The sequence below is a fragment of the Corynebacterium sp. HMSC064E08 genome, from assembly GCF_001811805.1.
GTDB classification, from domain to species: domain Bacteria; phylum Actinomycetota; class Actinomycetes; order Mycobacteriales; family Mycobacteriaceae; genus Corynebacterium; species Corynebacterium jeikeium_D.
The window spans coordinates 88637-105413 of sequence record NZ_KV806703.1; the positions used below are offsets into that span (position 1 = coordinate 88637).

12 protein-coding genes are annotated in these 16777 nt (G+C 58.9%); 10 read left to right on the forward strand and 2 right to left on the reverse strand.

Annotation, left to right across the window (positions count from 1 at the left end; translation table 11 throughout):
• Positions 1-2: 2 nt before the first annotated feature.
• The 8 genes from HMPREF2820_RS10035 to HMPREF2820_RS10980 all read left to right on the forward strand — a co-directional run bounded on the left by HMPREF2820_RS10035 (position 3) and on the right by HMPREF2820_RS10980 (position 10704).
• On the forward strand, positions 3-524 hold the full coding sequence (locus tag HMPREF2820_RS10035) for a DUF350 domain-containing protein (protein WP_083276369.1): 522 nt from the start codon (positions 3-5) through the stop codon (positions 522-524).
• A complete protein-coding gene (locus HMPREF2820_RS10040; RefSeq protein WP_070603928.1) occupies positions 525-2087 on the forward strand; it encodes a polyamine aminopropyltransferase in 1563 nt (520 codons plus the stop codon).
• A 70-nt stretch (positions 2088-2157) separates the two neighbouring features.
• On the forward strand, positions 2158-3690 hold the full coding sequence (gene lysS, locus HMPREF2820_RS10045; protein WP_038626637.1) for a lysine--tRNA ligase: 1533 nt from the start codon (positions 2158-2160) through the stop codon (positions 3688-3690).
• Positions 3691-3761: 71 nt separating this feature from the next.
• A complete protein-coding gene (locus tag HMPREF2820_RS10050; RefSeq protein ID WP_070603929.1) occupies positions 3762-5267 on the forward strand; it encodes a metallophosphoesterase family protein in 1506 nt (501 codons plus the stop codon).
• A gap of 122 nt (positions 5268-5389) precedes the next feature.
• Complete coding sequence (locus tag HMPREF2820_RS10055) at positions 5390-6796, forward strand: acyl-CoA dehydrogenase family protein (RefSeq protein WP_070603930.1); 1407 nt, start codon at positions 5390-5392, stop codon at positions 6794-6796.
• A 42-nt stretch (positions 6797-6838) separates the two neighbouring features.
• Positions 6839-8050: an acyl-CoA dehydrogenase family protein gene (locus HMPREF2820_RS10060; protein ID WP_016421475.1), complete on the forward strand. Its 1212-nt coding sequence runs from the start codon at positions 6839-6841 to the stop codon at positions 8048-8050.
• Positions 8051-8269: 219 nt separating this feature from the next.
• Entirely contained in the window at positions 8270-9727 is a 1458-nt protein-coding gene (locus HMPREF2820_RS10065) for a purple acid phosphatase family protein (protein ID WP_070603931.1), read from the forward strand.
• A gap of 149 nt (positions 9728-9876) precedes the next feature.
• On the forward strand, positions 9877-10704 hold the full coding sequence (locus tag HMPREF2820_RS10980) for a hypothetical protein (protein ID WP_070603932.1): 828 nt from the start codon (positions 9877-9879) through the stop codon (positions 10702-10704).
• A gap of 112 nt (positions 10705-10816) precedes the next feature.
• Here the strand turns inward: HMPREF2820_RS10980 and HMPREF2820_RS10075 are convergent, their stop codons facing one another.
• Positions 10817-12535, reverse strand: coding sequence for an AMP-binding protein (locus HMPREF2820_RS10075; protein ID WP_016421472.1), 1719 nt, complete (start codon positions 12533-12535; stop codon positions 10817-10819).
• A 366-nt stretch (positions 12536-12901) separates the two neighbouring features.
• Between HMPREF2820_RS10075 and HMPREF2820_RS10080 the strand changes: the two genes are divergently transcribed.
• The gene (locus HMPREF2820_RS10080) at positions 12902-13174 is read left to right on the forward strand and encodes a hypothetical protein (RefSeq protein ID WP_210398721.1); all 273 of its coding nucleotides are present in this window, start codon (positions 12902-12904) and stop codon (positions 13172-13174) included.
• 159 nt (positions 13175-13333) lie between these two features.
• Positions 13334-16066, forward strand: a complete 2733-nt coding sequence (locus HMPREF2820_RS10085) for an ATP-dependent Clp protease ATP-binding subunit (protein WP_070603934.1) — start codon at positions 13334-13336, stop codon at positions 16064-16066.
• A 123-nt stretch (positions 16067-16189) separates the two neighbouring features.
• On the opposite strand, the gene HMPREF2820_RS10090 is transcribed toward HMPREF2820_RS10085, so the two are convergent.
• Complete coding sequence (locus HMPREF2820_RS10090; RefSeq protein WP_246822269.1) at positions 16190-16774, reverse strand: hypothetical protein; 585 nt, start codon at positions 16772-16774, stop codon at positions 16190-16192.
• Positions 16775-16777 lie beyond the last annotated feature (3 nt).

The following is a 16777-nucleotide window of genomic DNA, read 5'->3' on the forward strand; positions in this document are numbered from 1 at the left end:
ACATGGGACCAGTAACGTACATGGACACCACCGGGACGGCTATCCTCACGGCGCAGTCGGAGACATCGGAGCCAGCGCAGTCGGTCGTGGCCTCAACTGTGGGCGAGCATCTGGCCGTCGGAGTGCCGGCCACCGTCGGTTACTTCCTTGCGGGTGCCCTAGTGCTCGTAGTTGGATTCATTGTCCTTGATCTGATTACTCCTGGGAAACTGCGCGACCTGGTGTTTCTCGAAAACCGTGCGGGCGCCGCGATGATAGCGGGCTCACAGCAGATTGCGCTGGCCTGCATTGTCGTTTCGGTAATCCGCGCATCCGACGACGCTCTGATGATTGGCCTGGGGGAGACCCTCGTTTACGGTGCACTCGGCATTGTGTTGCAGGCAGCATCGCTGCTGGTGCTGGAAGCCCTGATCCCGGGGCGCTTCCGCGATGTCGTAATGGACGCGAAGGTACGCCCCCGAGCGGTGTTGGCTGCGACCACCTTCATTGTTATCGGTGTGATTAACGCGGTGGCGCTGTCATAAATGGAGACCACCACGACTTCCCGGCGCTGGCGGGCTCTCCTGCTGGGCTCTGTGGCGGCCTGTGCTGCTTGCGGCCTGGTCTATGAGCTGGCACTACTGGCGCTGTCGGCTTCTCTTGGCCGCGGCGACGTCGTTGCGAATTCCCTGATTGTGGCCGGTTATGTCGCAGCGCTGGGTTTTGGCGCCGTGGCGGCGAAGCCGTTTGTGCGCCGTGCCGCGGTGTCTTTCCTCGGTATCGAGTGTGCTTTGGGTTTGCTCGGCGGTGTGTCCGCAACCGTTCTGTACTGGGTATTTTCGGTTACAGGTGAGAGCCTCGGAGCATTGGTCGCCGCCACTTTCATAATCGGAACGCTGGTTGGTGCCGAGGTGCCGTTACTCATGACACTTTTGCAGACCGGCCGGACGTCCTCCGCCGAGGACACCGGTCGCGTGCTGGCGAATCTCAATGCTGCGGACTACTTCGGAGCCTTGGTCGGCGGTTTAATCTGGCCATTTGTGCTCCTGCCTACGGTGGGCATGCTGAAGGCTACTGCCATCGCTGGACTGATTAACGTCACCGCGGCATTGATAATCGCCGCGCTGCTACTGAAGCAGATGTTGACCCGCCGGGCACTAGCCGCATCTGTCGCCGCCCTCGTCGCGGCACTGGTTGGGTTGGTAGCGTTACTGGCCGGAATCCGGGACATCGAGGCGACCGCCCGGCAGTCGCTCTACGCCCAGCCCATTGTTTTCGCCAAGCACTCGAAGTATCAGGACATCGTCGTCACTCGATTTGGCGGGGACCGGCGGCTATATCTCGACGGGGGATTGCAGTACTCCAGTCGTGACGAGTACCGCTACACCGAGTCGCTGGTCTACCCGGCGGTGGATAAAGAAACGAAGTCGGCGTTGATCCTCGGCGGAGGCGATGGGTTGGCTGCCCGGGAGCTGCTGCGGATGCCCAACATCGAGCGCATTGTTCAGGTCGATTTGGATCCGGACGTCATCGAGGTCGCGCGCACTGTGCTGCGGGAGGACAACCGTGGCAGCCTGGACGATCCCCGAGTGGAGAAGATTGCTGCGGATGCTTTCGCATGGCTCCACGAGCAGGCACGTGGTAAGGCGCAGGTGCAGAAGTTCGACGCCATCTATGCAGACCTTCCCGATCCCGACAACGCAGTGCTAGCCAAGCTCTACTCTCAGGAGTTCTACGGGTTGATCCGCACGGTGGCCGCGCCGGGCGCGAAGCTGGTGGTGCAGTCGGGTTCGCCGTTTTCGACGCCGCAGGCCTTCTGGCGCACCGACAGTTCGATTCGCGCCGCAGGCTGGTCGACCACTCCGTACCACGTGCATGTTCCCACCTTCGGGGACTGGGGGTTTGTACTCGCGCAGGCCGAGCCTGAGCCTCCTACGCTCGAGCTTTACGACGACGCCCCGCCGCTGAAATTCCTCACTCCTGACGTGGCCCGGGCTGCGACCGTGTTCGGTGCCGATAACGGTCCGCAACAATTGGAACCGTCGACACTTGCTCATCCTCGAATTGTGGAGGATATTCGTCGAGGTTGGCGGCAGGCGGGGGAGTAGCCCGCCGAGTATTTCGCAAAGGGGCGGGCGAGTAGCAGGTCGGCGGTGTAGTCGGCTAACCTTTATAGCCGTGACTGACGCGAAGAAGACCCCTGAAAACACCGCCACCGTTCCTGAGCAGCTGCGCATTCGCCGCGAGAAGCGTGACCGCCTGCTCGAGGCTGGAATTCAGCCGTACCCGGTTGAGGTTCCCCGTACTCATTCCCTCAAGGATGTCCGTGAAGAGTGGGGCCACCTCGAGGCTGGCGAGGAGACTCAGGATGTCGTGACCGTCATTGGTCGTGTCATGTTTATTCGTAACACCGGCAAGCTCTGCTTTGCCGCTCTGCAGGAGGGTGACGGCACGACCCTGCAGGCCATGCTTTCCAAGGCTGAGGTCGGCGAGGACGCCCTGGCTGCTTGGAAGTCGGACGTAGATATGGGCGACTTCGTCCTCATTACTGGCCGCGTAATTTCTTCGCGCCGCGGCGAGTTGTCCGTGATGGCTACCAAGTGGCAGATGGCCTCGAAGGCTCTGCGTCCGCTGCCGGTGTCGTTCGCTGATCTGTCCGAGGACAGTCGCGTGCGTCACCGCTACACGGACCTGATTATGCGTGAGCAGGCTCGTACTAACGCACTGACTCGCATCAAGGTCATCCGCGAGCTGCGCCACGCCCTTGAGCGTCGCGGTTTCCTCGAGGTCGAAACCCCGATGCTGCAGACTCTGCACGGCGGTGCAGCTGCACGTCCGTTCGTGACTCATTCCAACGCTTTGGACATTGATCTCTACCTTCGCATCGCGCCGGAGCTTTTCCTCAAGCGCTGCGTCGTCGGCGGTATGGAGCGAGTCTTTGAGATCAACCGTAACTTCCGCAACGAGGGTATCGACTCCTCGCACAGCCCGGAGTTCGCGATGCTGGAGTACTACGAGGCATTCGGCACCTACGATGACTCCGCCCGCACCGTCCGCGAGGTCATTCAGGAAATCTGCGTCGCGGTCTTCGGTTCGACGACTGTTACGCTTGCCGACGGTACGGAGTTCGACTTTGGCGGCGAGTGGAAGCAGATTGAGATGTACCCGTCGCTGAACGAGGCACTTGCTCGCAAGTTCCCTGGTCAGCCGGAAGTGACCATCGACTCCACCGTCGAGGAGCTAAAGGCAATCGCCGATGTGATTGGACTTGAGGTTCCGGAAAAGGGCGGCTGGGGCCACGGCAAGCTGGTTGAGGAAATCTGGGAGCTGCTCTGTGAAGACCAGCTCGACGGTCCTATCTTTGTCCGCGACTTCCCGGTCGAGACCTCTCCGCTGACTCGTCAGCACCGCTCCAAGCCTGGCGTGACCGAGAAGTGGGATCTTTACGTCCGTGGCTTCGAGCTGGCTACCGGCTACTCCGAGCTGGTTGACCCGGTTGTCCAGCGTGAGCGCTTCGAGGATCAGGCGCGACTGGCCGCCGGTGGCGACGACGAGGCCATGGTTCTGGATGAGGACTTCCTGCACGCAATGGAGCAGGGCATGCCGCCGACGACCGGTGTGGGCATGGGCATTGACCGCCTGCTGATGGCCCTGACCGGCCTTGGCATTCGCGAAACCGTGCTGTTCCCGATCGTGAAGCCGGAAGCGTAAGCGACTGAATTCATGTGTAGTTATCCCGGTGTTATCACCGGGATTATTTTTATCCCGTAATTTCTTCACCCGTGAATTCGGCAAATGGGAATAAGAAAATTAATCGGCGATCCGTATTGCGCTTGGGAGCAGCAGCGGGAGCAGTAGCGGGTGCGGGGGCTGTAGCGGTTGCCGTCAATAGCGTCGGGACGCGAGCAGTTGCATCGGCGGCCCCGAACCAGGCGCCGTTTCCATTCACCGGGTTGACCAGCGGCCTTGTTGTGACGGACCTGGAAGTCGTGACCGTGACCGATACGTCGGTGACATTTTCGTGGGCGACCTATGCAGGCCCACACCCAGCGTGGGGAAAGCTGGCTCCACTGGCGCCGGCCGACACTGAAGTTGCTCTAGTGCCAGTCGATGCCGATGAGGGCGGCGAACTGCCCGTGGTGCACAAGGACGAAGCGCAGGTTGGCTACCACTTTGTGACCGTCGATAAGCTGCGTCCTGGAACCACGTACCGTTTCGAATGCCGATCGAATGGGCGGGTCGCCGAGCCGGGATTAATTACCCGAAACCTCCCCAATACACCCGAGCAAACTGGACAGTTCACGACGTTGGTAGCTCCGGAAGGGGAGTACCTGACCACGATTGCCATCCTCAATGACACGCATATTGGCGAAAATGGGCACGGTATTATCACCGGCAATTTCCCCGCTCCTATCTTTTCTGAACCGGGTGCCGGACCGTACCCCGAGGTCATGCTGACGGCTGCGCTCGCCGAGCTGCGCGGGATGGGTATTGAAAAGGTTTTCGTCAACGGTGATGCCACGTCGGAAGCACGTCCGGCGGAGGTGCGTCGATTTGCCGAGATTATGAATACTTTTGGTGCTCAAGGCCAGCATTGGTTTGTCACCCGCGGCAATCATGATCGTCCGCATAAGCCGGATGCCGATCCATCTGCTGGCTACGACGAATTCCCGGTTTTGGAGGGTACCGAGAATCATCGCGATCCCTTCGGTGTTCTCCTGGGGCGTCCGCGGCAGGAACTGTGGGTCACTCAGCAGGGGCCGGTCCGTGTCATAGGGCTGGATTCATCGAAGTTGGATGAGTCCGGCGGCGAAATTAGCCCGGAACAGTTCGATGCACTGGAGCGGGAATTGCAGCGTGACCCCAACAAGCCGACGGTTGTGCTGGCTCATCACCCGATTACTTCCGAGGCTGGCTGGACAAACGCTGCCGGCCCCACCTTCATTCTCAATAGCGCTGATGCACGACGTTTGCAGCAGCTGCTTAACGACGCTCCGGGTGTATTCTTCGCGGGGGCAGGTCACACCCACCGTGCAAAGCGTACTCGCGGTGATGTTGGGGCCGGCGTTGATTATTTGGAGACCGGCGCGTGCAAAGCATACCCCGGTGGCTACACACTGCTGCATGTCTACTCCGGTGGCTACCAGGTTAACTTTCACCGTTTGAGCAGCGAAGATGCGCTTGCGTGGACTGCGCGTGCCCGTTGGGCGATGTACGGTTTCGAGCCCGAGGCTCTGCTTGGTGAGCTCTCTGATCGCAACTACGTTGTTAACCGCGTTATCGCCTGACGAGTTAGAAGCCTGAAAGTTTTCTGTTACTTGGCAATGTTTTTTCAATTCTTGTGACAACGGTCACGTGATTGATTTATTGTTATGCCAGTAATAGTTCTGACTCGAAAGGCCATGATCACATGAGCGAGAAGAAGAACCGCGAAGATTCGACTGTCGGCCGCAATAACCCTGGTCGCGACGCTATCGGAGCGGCAATGCGGTTCATCACGTCCATTACTGGTTCGGACTTCGCCCAGAAGTACGACCTTCAGCCAAAGATCGACCGCGTGGTGTACCAGTCCACCAAGTCCGGTTTTAAGACCCTTGGTGCCGCGAACCGTCAGTTTAAGAAGATTTCCGGTTCCGGTAAGCCGGAGCGTCCGGCTGAGGAAGCCCAGGCTGCACAGGAGGCCGCAGCCGAGGAGAAGGCAAAGAAGCTCTTCGACCTCACCCCGACCGAGGATCAGCAGATGATCGTCGAGACGGTTAAGGAGTTTGCTGAGTCGCGCTTGCGCGAGGCTGCTTACAAGTCCGACCACGAGGCAACTCCCCCGGAGAATCTCGTCTCTGAGGCTTCTGAGCTGGGCGTCACTATGATCAACGTCCCGGAGGCTTTCGAGGGCATCGCTACCGGCGAGGACGTCACCACCAACGCGCTGGTCGCGGAGGCTCTGTCCTACGGTGACATGGGTCTGGCTCTGGCAGTGCTGGCTCCGGCCGGTGTCGCTGCCACCCTGACCGCTCACGGCTCCGACTCGCAGCAGAAGACCTACCTGCCGGCATTCGCTGGCGAGAACGTCCCGGCCGCCGCTGTTGTTCTCGCAGAGCCGCGCCCGCTTTTCGACGCACGCAAGCCTGAAACCACCGCAAAGCGCGAGGGCGATTCGCTGGTCCTCAACGGTGTTAAGTCCTTCGTTCCGAACGCCGGCGCAGCTGAGCTGTTCATCATCGGTGTTGAGCTCGAGGGTAAGCCGGCTCTGGTTATCGTTGAGTCCGACACTGAGGGTCTCCACGTTGAGGCTGACCCGTCCATGGGTCTGCGCGGTGCCTCAATGGGTCGCGTCATCCTGAAGGATGTCAAGGTTCCGGCTGAGAACATTCTCGGCGGCGCTAGCACCTCGGCTGCAGATCGTGAAGAGGCATACCTCGACATTCTGCGTCGTTCCCGCCTCGGCTGGGCCGCTCTTGCAATGGGTACTTCTCAGGCAGTTCTCGACTACGTCATTCCTTACGTCAACGAGCGTCAGGCATTCGGCGAGCCGATTTCCCACCGCCAGGCAGTGGCCTTCATGGTCGCCGACATCAAGATTGAGCTCGATGGTCTCCGCATGATCACCCTCCGCGGTGCTTCCCGCGCTGACCAGGGTCGCGGCTTCGCTCGCGAGGCAGCTCTGGCTAAGACCTTCGCCACTGAAAAGGGTATGAAGATTGGTTCCGACGGTGTGCAGCTGCTCGGTGGACACGGCTTCACCAAGGAGCACCCGGTTGAGCGTTGGTACCGTGACCTCCGCGCAATTGGTGTCGCCGAAGGCATCGTCGTTCTGTAAACCGCTAGATACTTCAGCCGAAAAGAATTAAGAGGAAAGAAAATGATTAACCTCGAACTGCCGAAGTTCCTCAAGGCGGGCGCGTCCCAGTCGCATCAGGCCGCCGCTGAGATCTTCCGACCGATTTCCCGTAAGTACGATCTCGCTGAGCACGAGTACCCGAAGGAACTCGACACCCTTGCCTCCATGATGGACGGCATGGCAGATGGTGGCCGTGGCTTCTCCGGTGCTTCCGGTGGACGTGGTGACGATAAGAAGCCGAAGCGCACCGGTGTAAAAAACGGTGGCAACATGGCTTCGCTGCTCAACGTTATTGAGACCTGCTGGGGTGACGTGGGTCTGACCCTGTCCCTGCCGTACCAGGGTCTGGGTAACGCAGCTATCGCAGCTGTTGCTACCGATGAGCAGCTGGAGGCTTTTGGTAAGACCTGGGCTTCCATGGCAATTACCGAGCCGTCCTTTGGTTCTGACTCCTCCGCAGTTTCCACCACCGCCAAGCTCGATGGTGATGAGTACGTCATCAACGGTGAGAAGATCTTCGTCACTGCTGGTGAGCGTTCCGACTCCGTCGTTGTGTGGGCGACCCTGGACAAGTCCAAGGGGCGCGCTGCCATCAAGTCCTTCCTGGTGAAGAAGGGCACTCCGGGCTTCACCGTTGAGCGCCTGGAGGAGAAGCTGGGTATTCGTTCCTCGGATACCGCAGTGCTCCGCCTGGACAATGTCCGCGTTCCGAAGGAGAACCTGCTGGGTTCCCCGGACATTGATGTTAAGAAGTCCTTCGCCGGCGCAATGGCGACCTTCGACAACACTCGTCCGCTGGTTGCGGGTATGGCCATCGGTGTCTCCCGTGCTTCGCTGGAAGAGCTGCGTCGCATCCTGGAAGAGGCTGGCATCGAGATTGACTACGATGCCCCGGCACACACCCAGAGCGCTGCTGCAGCTGAGTACCTGAAGCTGGAGTCCGATTGGGAGGCTGCATACCTCCTGGCTCTGCGCGCTGCGTGGATGGCTGACAACAAGCAGCCGAACACTCTGGAAGCTTCCGAGTGTAAGGCCAAGGCCGGCCGTGCAGGCACCGAGATTTGCCTCCGTGCCGTTCAGCTGGCAGGTACCTTCGGTTACTCTGAGCGTAACCTGCTGGAGAAGTGGTCCCGCGACGTCAAGATCCTGGACATCTTCGAAGGTACCCAGCAGATTCAGCAGCTGGTCGTTGCTCGCCGCACCCTGGGCCTGTCCTCCAAGGAACTGAAGTAGTTACAGTTTCAGAGCAATCTACATACTGGTGAGCCGGTAAAAGCTCACAAAGATGCTCAAGCCACATTTCTTAAAACACCGTCCTGCCATGACTTGGTAGGGCGGTGTTTTATTTTGCGCTGTTTTGGCCGTGTGTCTCTTGTCGTTGCGTTCCTATTTTTCTGAGATTAGAGGGAGAGTTCATCTAATTTTCATCTTTAGGTTCTAGGCTTATTGGACATGAGCATTTCCCGCCGGGCCTACCTCTCTGTTGCAACTCTTGCTGCAAGTTCAATGGCCGTCGCGAAAACCTCGGGAGCGTACGGCCTGGAGTACGTCACGTCGGGTCTGGGGCTTACCCAGTCGGATTCCAAGTCGTGGCAGGTACTGGCTAGCGACTTGGAGGTCATCACTGTCACAGACACGTCAGTGGCATTTACATGGGCAACATATGCTCCGGGAGTGCAGACGGCGTATGGCTTCATTAAGCCGACCGTTCCTTCGGATGAGCGGGTGCTGCTTGGTCCTGCGGATTCAACGCAGTTAGAGCTCGTGCACGAGGGGTACTCAGAGTCGGGCTACCACCATGTGGTCATTGACGGGTTGGAGCCGGGACGGGAGTACCGCTTTGAGTGCTGGTCACACAACTGCCGCGCGGTTCCGTCGCTGAATATCACCATGAGCAAAACGGCACCGGAGAAGACAGGCGTCGTAAGCACTCTGCCAGCGTTGGAGGGTGCACATTTGGCGACGTTCGCGCTGACGAATGACACACACATTGGTAAGCCCAATCATGACGGCATTCGCATTGGCAACCTCGGTCTTTCCTCCGGTCCGGGAGAGCAGCCTTTTGCCTCTATGCAATTGCAGGGTCTGGTGGACACGGTAAAGGCTGCCGGGTTAGACACTCTCGTCATCAATGGCGATTGCACGGATAGCAACCGCCCTGAGGAGTATGACGAACTCATCAGGGTTTTGGATACTTTCGGTGAGTTTGGGAAAAACTGGTTTGTCACCCGTGGTAATCACGATGTGCACCCGCCCGGGCTACCCAATATCAATGGTTTCCGGGGACGCGGAATCCGCAAGGGCAAGACCGCGGTTCCGGATTACTTCAGCCAGCGTCTTGTGCCGACGCAGCAACACTGGTCGACTCGCGTCGGCGAAGTGCGCCTCATCGGTGTTGATACCGCCGAGTTTGGTTATGCAGGTGGACGTATTAATGAGCGTCAGATGCGTGCATTGCGTGCCGAACTCGCAGACGATCCAGAGCGTCCGACAATTTTGTTTGCGCATCACCCGTTTACTCAGGATGCGGTGCGTTCGCATTTCGGTGGTGAGGCATTCATGGTCGAGGCGCAGCAGGCCAAGATTTTCCAGGAGATTCTGGCCGCCACGCCGGGTGCCAAAGGCGTGTTCGCTGGTCATACGCACCGCAGCCGCCGTGGTATCGCTGACTACGGGGATACGGACTTCTGTGAGCGGGGTGCGGCACTCGGCTATCCGGGTGGATACACACAGATTCGAGTTCACACTGACGGTTACCAAATTAGCTACCACCGCACTACAACACCGCAGTCGCTGACCTGGTCAACGAAAACTCGTTGGTCGATGTTCGGGTTGGAGCCAGAGTTTATGCTGGGAAAGATCTCCGATCGGAACTACGTCAATTTCTTCAAGAACAAAGTGCCGCTCTGAGCTAGTCCTAGCTTCAAGCAGGGTACGCTGGGCAATGCATGGTGTTAATGGAAAATACGTAGTGGCAAGTTCCGCTGTGGGCGTAGTCGCAAGCCGCCACGTTATTGGCCGAGCACAAGTGTGGCTCTGACGTAATAAGGAATTTAGCGATGACCGACCAGTACAACCCGCGCTCGTCCTCCCCGCAGGATTGGGAGCAGGACGGTTATGCAACATCTGCCTGGGAGCAGCCACAGGGTGGGGCTCAAGGCCAGTACCAGCCTCAGTACCAGTACCAAACGCAGGGGCCGAACCAGGGCGGTTACCCCCAGCAGTATCCGGCTTATCAGCAGTATCCGGCACCTGAGCAGAAGAACAACAACGGTCTGTACGTGGTCTTGGGCATCGTCGGTGTCGCACTTGCAGCGGTCGCCGGTATCGGTGGCGCGTACTACCTGAATAATTCCTCCGAAAATTCCCCGCAGTCTCCCGATACGGTTGCGGCAGGGGACTCGTCGTCAAGCACTGCGTCCCCGGCGCCGGTGGAGACGCACACGGAAACCTATACCCAGACCGTCGAGCCGGAAACGACGAAGCAGCCGGAGAGCAGCGCTCCTACCACTACGCAGAGGGGAAATTTTGGTCTTCGCGCGTTCGGTATGGATCGCGATGATATCGACGCCAAAGGTTGGGTTGGCAGTACCGCTCGCTGCTCGGGTGGGTATTACGCGCGTGTGCTGGCGGAGACGTCGTCGGGCAAGGCCGTGATTTGCGAGAATTCCAATAACCGCCAGCAGCGCCATTACATCGGTGACTTCGGTGAGATTTCGGACAGCCCGGATGCATACACAGTAGATAGTTTCTCCGGGAACCGTGCTGTCGCGAAGAATGGTGGCTACACGTATACCGTCACTCCAAATGCGGTAACCGTGACCCAGGACGGCGAAGAAATTTTCCGTGAACCCGTCACGGACTACGGTGTTTTGAACGCAGGCTAATCAGCACTGGTTCTTTCTAGGACACGCAAAAAGGACGCGGTAACTTCCACACTGGAAGTTTGTACCGCGTCCTTTTCGTGTCTGCCGTTCGCTTTACGACGGTCCCCGCGCCCTAAGCAGCCTTCTCCTCGGCGGCATTCTCCCACGGCTTCGGCAGGTGGCGAGGAACCACCTTGCCGACTGCGTTGCGTGGCAGTTCATCGAGGAACACGGTCTCGCGCGGAACAGCGAAGCGGCTGAGGCGCTGCTTGACGTATGTGCGAATCTGCTCATTGGTCAGGGCGCGGCCCTCAGGGGAATCGTCGCGGACAACCCAGGCGACCAGGGCCTGGCCGAAGCGCTCATCCGGAACGCCTGCGACTGCGCACTCGCGGATACCCTCGAGCTGGCTGAGTGCATCTTCGGTCTGACGTGGGAAGACGTTCTCACCGCCGGAGACAATCATGTCGTCCTCGCGACCGGAGATGTAGAGCAGGCCGTTTTCCATTCGACCCAGGTCACCGGTACAGACCATGCCGTCAATGACCTGCTTGTCCGCACCCGGGCGGGTGTAGCCCTCGTACAACATGTTGTTACCCACGAAGATTCGACCGGTCTCGCCGTCGGCAACGCGGTTGCCGTCTTCGTCGAGAATCTGGACACGAGTGCCCAGCGGTGCGCGACCTGCCGTGGTCGGATTTGCCTTGAGCTCATCCGGGGTAGCAATGGTTGCCCAGCTGACCTCGGTGGAGCCGTACTGGTTGTAGAGAACCGGTCCGAAGCGCTCGAGGGTCTTGGTGACAATTCCCTCCGGAATGGCCGAACCACAGGATGCGATGACCTTCAGCGATGTCGCACCGATGTCGTAGTTGTCTGGGAGAATCTCAATCATGCGCTGCAGCATGGTCGGCACCAGGAAGATGGTGTGCGGAGAGTGCTGTTCGATAATGCGGAGGCTGTCGGCCGGATCGAACTTGCGGCGCATAATCATGGTGGAACGCAGTGCGATGCACAGCTGTGCGGTTGCGAAGCCCCAAGTGTGGAACAGCGGAGCCGCAAGGTAAGCCGGGCGGCGCTGACGCAGTGGAATGCGACTCATGATGGAAGATGCCGGCATCCAGCTGCGCGGCTCCGGACGCTTGGCACCCTTTGGAGTGCCGGTGGTTCCGGAGGTCAGAATAATAACGCGGCCACGGCGCGGACGGCTTGGCAGCTCGGCGGTCGGCCACTTTGCCGGCGGTGCAGTCTTCAGCATCTCCTGCATGGAGGTCCAGCCCTCGCGAACACAGGAGGTATCACCGTAGTTTTCAAACCACGACACTGCGACCGGGCACTCATCGAAGTCCTCCGGCAGCATGTGAGTGAATTCCTCATCAATGAACAGGAAGTCAATCTTCTGCTCGCGAATTACAGCTAGAGTCTGCTCGGCAGCGGCGCCAGTATTGAGCAGCACCAGGTCGGTGCCGAGGCGACCGTGGGCGCACAGAGCCATAATGAAACCGCGGTGATTGCGAGCCAGCACACCGATGCGGTTGCGCTGCTGAATATCGCCGTGGCGGAGTGCCCGCGCCAGGGCAGTGGAGCGCTCGTGCAGCTCCTCGTAGGTCAGCGAGCCGCCGTCATCAATAATCGCGGTGTGGTGCGGATCACGGCCGGCTGCAATGCCGAGGAGACCAGCTGGCAGGAAGTCCCAGCGGTAGATGGAATTTAATGCCTTACCAGCCGCGCCGGGTCCCATCGAGCCGAGGACACCAGCTTGCGTCACCGGTGCGAGACCGAGAACGAGGTCCGAGGTAGCTCGCGAAGCTTTGCGCACCTTATTGAGAATCGAGGTCTGTGGATCAGATGTCATAGTCACTCATCTTCCGTGGTTCATGTCCTGTGGTCTTCGGAGAGGCCTAATCAGGCGAAACCTCATCGGTAGGACCGCCGATTTAGTTTCTTTTACAGTAAGAATAAGTGTCCTAGGTCACTTTTGTGTAGCTTTTTGCAAAATTTTTTTATCAGAAACGAATGATTGTGAAGATATGCGAGGTAAACAGGGAATACGTTCAAAGGAGCGGGGCTTCTTCTATCTCGAGAGATGTTGTCGCCGCACATAGAGGCTCCGTTTTGAGGTAATTTCTCTAGGAAAAGTTGTTGAAAGATGTTCCAATCCAACTGCGCCCTCGTCGCCGTAGTGGAGGGTGAGGCCATTCGATATGACTTAGGGGAACCCATGAAGTCCACTCTCAAAAATCAAACTTTCCTACGCATTTCGGCAGCCCGAGTTGCCGTGGTCGGAGCAGCCGCAACCGGTGCGGCTTTCGGTCTTGCAGCATGTGGCGATAGCGATGACGTCGATCCGGCACCTGTCGAGACCACTACGGTGACTTCGACCGAGAGCGTGGACGACAATCGCAATGATCGCGATGACGACGATCATGATGATGACCACGACGATGATGACGACGACCAAGATGACGGCCACGACGACCGCGTGAACAACTAGGTGTCCGTTCCAGGATGAAACCGCCGTTGTACCTCTCTTGACCAGACTGTTCGCTACTGGCGTACGGCTATAGGGATTAATCTGCGACGCGTCGCGTTTAAGCTAGGTGAAACAACCTTTATTGAATTACGGCAAAAATAGACACTTGAAAGGGCAGTGATGTTCGAAAGGTTTACGGACCGAGCACGTCGCGTTGTCGTCCTGGCACAGGATGAGGCACGCGAGCTCAATCACAATTACATCGGCACGGAGCACATCCTGCTCGGCCTGATTAGTGAAGGCGACGGTGTGGCTGCCAAGGCGCTCGAGTCCATGGGTATTTCCCTGGACGCTGTGCGCTCTGAGGTAGTCGACATTATTGGCCGTGGCTCCCAGCCGCCGAGCGGTCACGTGCCATTTACCCCGCGTGCAAAGAAGGTGCTGGAGTACTCTCTGCGCGAGGCACTACAGCTGGGGCACAAGTACATCGGTACTGAGCACCTGCTGCTCGGCCTGATTCGCGAGGGCGAAGGTGTTGCCGCTCAGGTCCTGGTTAAGCTCGGCGCTGACCTGCCGCGCGTACGCCAGCAGGTTATTCAGCTGCTCAGCGGTTTCCAGGGCGATGAGTCCGATGGTTCTCCGGAGCAGCGTCCGGTCGGCGCTACTTCCGGCGCTCGTGTGCAGGAGGGAAACCACCAGTCCGGTTCGCTGGTGCTCGATCAGTTCGGTCGTAACCTGACCGTGGCTGCACGTGAGGGCAAGCTGGATCCGGTTATTGGTCGTGAGAAAGAAATCGAGCGCATTATGCAGGTTCTTTCTCGCCGTACCAAGAACAACCCTGTGCTGATTGGTGAGCCGGGCGTTGGTAAGACCGCCGTTGTGGAAGGGCTCGCGCTGGACATCGTCAACGGTCGTGTGCCGGAGACGCTGAAGGATAAGCAGCTTTACTCCCTCGACCTGGGTTCCCTGGTTGCGGGCTCCCGTTACCGCGGTGACTTCGAGGAGCGTCTGAAGAAGGTGCTCAAGGAGATTAACCAGCGCGGTGACATCATCCTGTTTATTGACGAGATTCACACGCTGGTCGGTGCCGGTGCCGCAGAGGGCGCAATTGACGCGGCCTCGATTCTGAAGCCGAAGCTGGCTCGCGGTGAGCTGCAGACCATCGGTGCTACCACTTTGGATGAGTACCGTAAGCACATCGAGAAGGACGCCGCTCTTGAGCGTCGTTTCCAGCCGGTGAACGTGCCGGAGCCGAGCGTGGATCTCACTATTGAGATTCTGCGTGGTGTCCGCGATAAGTACGAGGCTCACCACCGCGTATCCATCTCGGACAAGGCACTGGTTGCCGCCGCTACTCTCTCGGATCGCTACATCAACGACCGCTTCCTGCCGGATAAGGCTGTTGACCTTATTGATGAGGCCGGTGCTCGTATGCGTATCAAGCGTATGACTGCCCCGGCTGACCTGCAGGAGATTGACTCCAAGATTGCCGATGTGCGCCGCCAGAAGGAAGCCGCCATCGACGAGCAGGACTTCGAGAAGGCAGCTGGTCTGCGCGACAAGGAGCGCAAGCTGGGCGAAGAGCGCCGCGAGCGCGAGAAGAAGTGGCGTGCGGGCGAGTCCGACACCATCGCTGAGATTGGCGAGGAGCAGATTGCGGAGGTCCTGGCTTCCTGGACTGGAATTCCGGTGTTCAAGCTCACTGAGGAAGAGTCCTCGCGTCTGCTGCGCATGGAGGATGAGCTGCACAAGCGCATCATCGGTCAGGAAGAGGCCGTCAGTGCTGTCTCCCGCGCTATTCGTCGTACCCGCGCTGGTCTGAAGGACCCGAAGCGTCCGTCCGGTTCGTTCATCTTCGCCGGTCCGTCCGGTGTTGGTAAGACCGAGCTGTCGAAGGCCCTGGCCGAGTTCCTCTTTGGTGAGGAAGACGCACTCATTCAGATTGATATGGGTGAGTTCCACGACCGATTCACCGCTTCGCGTCTCTTCGGTGCTCCTCCCGGATACGTCGGCTACGAAGAGGGCGGCCAGCTCACCGAGAAGGTGCGCCGCAAGCCGTTCTCCGTCGTGCTTTTCGACGAGATTGAGAAGGCCCACAAGGAGATTTACAACACCTTGCTGCAGGTCCTGGAAGACGGTCGTCTGACTGACTCGCAGGGTCGAGTGGTGGACTTCAAGAACACGGTTCTGATCTTCACCTCGAACCTGGGTACCAGCGACATTTCCAAGGCTGTTGGTATGGGCTTCTCGGGTGTCGGCGAGGCCGATGAAGATGGCAAGTACGAGCGGATGAAGGACAAGGTCCACGACGAGCTGAAGAAGCACTTCCGTCCGGAGTTCCTGAACCGTATCGACGAGATTGTGGTCTTCAAGCAGCTGAGCCAGGCTGAGATTGTCCAGATGGTCGATCTCATGCTGGCCCGCGTCAGCGACCAGCTCGACGAGAAGCGCATCACCATGGAGATTTCCGACCGCGCCAAGAACCTGCTGGCCAAGCGTGGCTTTGATCCAGTGCTCGGTGCCCGTCCGCTGCGTCGCACGATCCAGCGCGAGATTGAGGATCAGCTCTCCGAGAAGATTCTCTACGGTGAGGTTGGTCTCGGCGAGACCGTCTTCATCGATGTCGAAGGCTGGGATGGCGAGTCCAAGGACGTCGACAAGGCGAAGTTTACCTTCACCAACAAGGGCAAGGCCGGTAACGTCGATGCCGACGGCGGTGCTCTGGATGACTCCGAGGAAGGCAAGGACGTTCTCGGCAGCGCTGGTACCAGCGAGCCCGATATCATCACCCCGGATGTACTGGGTGACGGCGGCTCCACCGCCGCTGAAACCGACCTAGAGTCCGGTTCGGACTCCGATGACGACGGCCACAACCCGCCACCGGCTGGTGCGGGTGCTGGCCAGCCACTCTAAGAGGTTTAGCCGCTAGCAGTACCAACGAACACTGCCGCCCCAGTTCCGATTCCATTATGGGAGGAACTGGGGCGGCAGTGTGTCTATATGCGGTCTTTCCTAAAAGCGCGGAGAGTTGTAGTTCTACTTGGCCACGCCGAGGTCGACCAATGCTTTCTTTGCCACTTCGGGGTCATCATTTTTGATCATGTACTCAACGATTCCCTGATCATCTGGGAGGATTTCCGCAACTGTGATGAGGGACTCCACTCGCTGCGCCTTGAATGTGGAACCGCGCGTTGATTCTGCCGGAATCTCAACGGCATCCAAGACAGGCTTGCCGTCACGAACGGCGGCGGTGGCGGCAGGGTCATCGGTGAAGACTACGTAACCAACGTCGGGTGCCTTCGTAGTATCCACGGAACAGTTGGTACCCATTGCCTGTGGGGCAGGGGCGTTATCCGCACCGTAGTAGCTAAACACCACTTCATAGTCTGTGCAGGCCCGCACGAAACTAGCAATCGGTTCGGGTGCGTGGTCGGCAGGGGTGAGGCCGCCAGCGGTATCCCCACCAGTGGCACCGGTAGCGCCACCGTTGGAAGCGCCGGAATCGGCAGGTGCTTCAGCGGCGGACTGTGCGGGAGCAGCGGACTCGTCTGACTTGTCACTAAAGAGCGCGTCTTTAGCCGCAACGTAGGCAATCGCTAGCACTACGATGCCCGCTATCACTAA

What these genes read in the sequence shown, in the direction of transcription:
- HMPREF2820_RS10035 (WP_083276369.1), top strand. Translation starts at nt 3, where the DNA reads ATGGGACCAGTAACGTACATGGACACCACCGGGACGGCTATCCTCACG.
- HMPREF2820_RS10040 (WP_070603928.1), top strand. Translation starts at nt 525, where the DNA reads ATGGAGACCACCACGACTTCCCGGCGCTGGCGGGCTCTCCTGCTGGGC.
- HMPREF2820_RS10055 (WP_070603930.1), top strand. Translation starts at nt 5,390, where the DNA reads ATGAGCGAGAAGAAGAACCGCGAAGATTCGACTGTCGGCCGCAATAAC.
- HMPREF2820_RS10060 (WP_016421475.1), top strand. Translation starts at nt 6,839, where the DNA reads ATGATTAACCTCGAACTGCCGAAGTTCCTCAAGGCGGGCGCGTCCCAG.
- HMPREF2820_RS10065 (WP_070603931.1), top strand. Translation starts at nt 8,270, where the DNA reads ATGAGCATTTCCCGCCGGGCCTACCTCTCTGTTGCAACTCTTGCTGCA.
- HMPREF2820_RS10980 (WP_070603932.1), top strand. Translation starts at nt 9,877, where the DNA reads ATGACCGACCAGTACAACCCGCGCTCGTCCTCCCCGCAGGATTGGGAG.
- HMPREF2820_RS10075 (WP_016421472.1), bottom strand. Translation starts at nt 12,535, where the DNA reads ATGACATCTGATCCACAGACCTCGATTCTCAATAAGGTGCGCAAAGCT.
- HMPREF2820_RS10080 (WP_210398721.1), top strand. Translation starts at nt 12,902, where the DNA reads ATGAAGTCCACTCTCAAAAATCAAACTTTCCTACGCATTTCGGCAGCC.
- HMPREF2820_RS10085 (WP_070603934.1), top strand. Translation starts at nt 13,334, where the DNA reads ATGTTCGAAAGGTTTACGGACCGAGCACGTCGCGTTGTCGTCCTGGCA.